The sequence below is a fragment of the Streptomyces ossamyceticus genome (assembly GCF_001418475.1).
Lineage (GTDB): Bacteria > Actinomycetota > Actinomycetes > Streptomycetales > Streptomycetaceae > Streptomyces > Streptomyces ossamyceticus.
Genome location: NZ_LIQX01000589.1, coordinates 1 through 2,689, shown reverse-complemented (window position 1 = coordinate 2,689; position 2,689 = coordinate 1). Strand labels below are relative to the sequence as shown.

General features: G+C 70.8%; 2 protein-coding genes. One reads left to right on the top strand and one right to left on the bottom strand.

Annotated elements, in window-relative coordinates; translation table 11 throughout:
• A partial coding sequence (locus AOK15_RS33975; protein ID WP_205632277.1) for a 2-oxoacid:acceptor oxidoreductase family protein occupies positions 1-1,187 on the bottom strand: 1,187 nt, incomplete at its 3' end.
• Positions 1,188-1,567: 380 nt separating this feature from the next.
• Here AOK15_RS33975 and AOK15_RS33970 point away from each other — a divergent pair.
• Positions 1,568-2,599: an SMP-30/gluconolactonase/LRE family protein gene (locus tag AOK15_RS33970; RefSeq protein ID WP_055522161.1), complete on the top strand. Its 1,032-nt coding sequence runs from the start codon at positions 1,568-1,570 to the stop codon at positions 2,597-2,599.
• The last annotated feature ends 90 nt before the right edge of the window (positions 2,600-2,689 follow it).

Below are 2,689 nucleotides of genomic sequence, written 5' to 3'. Positions count from 1 at the left end.
GTGCGGGGGGCGACGACGGGGACGGGGGCTTCGCCGTTGCGGCCGTACATGGCCTGGAGCAGGTCGGCCTGTTCGGTCTTGGTGGGCAGGCCGGTGGAGGGGCCGCCGCGCTGGATGTCGATGATCAGCAGGGGCAGTTCCAGTGACACCGCGAGGCCGATGGTCTCGGATTTGAGGGCGACGCCGGGGCCGGAGGTGGTGGTGACGGCGAGGGAGCCGCCGAAGGCGGCGCCCAGGGCGGCGCCGATGCCGGCGATCTCGTCCTCGGCCTGGAAGGTGCGTACTCCGAAGTTCTTGTGCCGGCTCAGTTCGTGGAGGATGTCCGAGGCCGGGGTGATCGGATACGAGCCCAGATACAGCGGCAGGTCGGCCTGGCGGGAGGCGGCGATCAGTCCGTAGGACAGGGCCAGGTTCCCGGAGATGTTGCGGTAGATGCCGGGCGGGAACGCGGTGGCCGCCGGGGCGACCTCGTAGGAGACGGCGAAGTCCTCAGTGGTCTCGCCGAAGTTCCAGCCGGCGCGGAAGGCGGCGATGTTCGCCGCGGCGATCTCGGGTTTCTTGGCGAACTTCGTCTTGAGGAACTTCTCGGTGCCCTCGGTGGGCCGGTGGTACATCCACGACAGCAGTCCGAGCGCGAACATGTTCTTGCTGCGTTCGGCTTCTTTGCGGGTGAGGTCGAAGTCCTTCAGTGCCTCGACGGTGAGGGTGGTCAGGGGGACGGGGTGGAGGTGGTAGGCGTCGAGGGAGCCGTCCTCCAGGGGGCTGGTGGTGTAGCCGACTTTCTGCATGGCGCGTTTGGTGAATTCGTCGGTGTTGACGATGATCTCGGCGCCGCGGGGGATGTCGGTGATGTTGGCTTTGAGGGCGGCGGGGTTCATGGCGACCAGGACGTTGGGTGCGTCGCCGGGGGTGAGGATGTCGTGGTCGGCGAAGTGGAGCTGGAAGCTGGAGACGCCGGGCAGGGTGCCGGCGGGGGCGCGGATCTCGGCGGGGAAGTTCGGCAGGGTTGACAGGTCGTTGCCGAACGAGGCGGTCTCGGAGGTGAAACGGTCACCGGTGAGCTGCATACCGTCACCGGAATCACCCGCGAACCGAATGACCACCCGGTCCAGACGGAGCACCTCCTTGGTGCGGATCCCGGCCGATGTCGGCTCGGCCTCTTCGATGTCCACGGTGTCTACCGTCACGCGACTCGTCTCCTCTGGCTTTCCGCTGTCCGGCGCCGCTGCGTGGGCCGGACCCCGTCGGCGCTTCCCGTAACTCGGGGACGCCGGGCACGCCGACGGGACCTGGCAGGCCGGGACGTTAGGCAGCCCGCCTTGCGCCGGACCAAAGCGCCCCTATGGGCGCCGTGCACCGCTTCCGGCCGCCCATGGCCGGTTCAGCGCAGGTTCAGTGGTTCTCCAGAGCGGCTCGGGACTCTTTCCCCTGTCCGCTGGACAGCCGGACCCGGCGCTTCCCCCCAGCGGGGCATCAGGCGCGCCACCACACGACCCGGCCCGCGCGACCACGCATCGGCCCAGCCCACTTTCCCGTTACCTCGTCACCCTTTTCCCAGGAGCACACCATGGACGTGTCATCCCCGGCCTCTCGTCGCACGCTGCTCAGACTCGCCACCGCGGTCTCCCTGGGCGGGGCGGTCGCCGCCACCCCGCTGCCGGCGTTCGCGAAATCCGCCCGCTGCCCGCTGCCGCGCAGCCTCAGCGTCACCGCCCCCGGCGTGTACCCGGAGGGCGTCGCCTGGGACCCCACGAGGAAGGCCTTCCTCGTGGGGTCCAGTGCGCAGGGCACCATCTCGGTGGTCCGGGCCGACGGCACCGTGACCCCACTGGTGGCCCCGTTCGCCCGTGTGTCGGTCCTCGGTGTCGTCGTGGACGCGCCCCGTCGCCGCGTCCTCGCCGCCTACACCGACTACTTCTTCCGGCTGATGGGCATCGTCGACCCGACGCTGCCCCCGGTCTCCGGAGTGGGCGTCTTCGACCTCGACACCGGTGCCGTCCAGCACCTGGTCGACCTGTCCGACGGACAGGCCCAGCCCCGCGCCAACGACGTCACCGTCGACCGCGAGGGCACGATCTACGTCACCGACACCGGGGTCGACACCATCAGCGTGGTCAGCCGCGCCGGACAGCTCCTCCACGTCATCCGCGACGACCGCTTCCTCACCGAGGCCACCGGCCCCAACGGCATCGTCCACCACCCCGCCGGGTTCCTCCTCATGGGCAAGTACGACGGCGGTCGCCTCTTCCGCGTCGACCGTCCCCGCTCGGCGCGGCCCAAGGTCAGCGAGGTCCGCCTCGACCGCGCGCCCGCCACCATGGACGGCATCGCCCTGCGCCCGGACGGCTCCCTGGTCGTCGTCTCCAACGACCTGTCGCCGGCCGACGGCCGCCCCGGCCGCGACGCCGTCCTGGAGCTGCGGTCCACCGACTGCTGGCGCAGCGCGCGCACCGTGCGGGACCAGACCTGGCCGTTCGAGGACCCCACCACCGTCGCCGTGACCCCGTACGGCGACTACGTGGTCAGCGGCGGGCTCCGGGAGATCCTCACCGGCGTCCCCTCCACCACGCCCGGCCAGTTCCACCTGCGTCGCCGCTGACGACACCGGTCGGCGTCCCCGGGCGTACGGCCCGGCCCGCACCTCACCCACCCCGACCTCCGGGAGCCCTCATGTCCCCCGCCACCACAC

What these genes read in the sequence shown, in the direction of transcription:
- AOK15_RS33970 (WP_055522161.1), top strand. Translation starts at nt 1,568, where the DNA reads ATGGACGTGTCATCCCCGGCCTCTCGTCGCACGCTGCTCAGACTCGCC.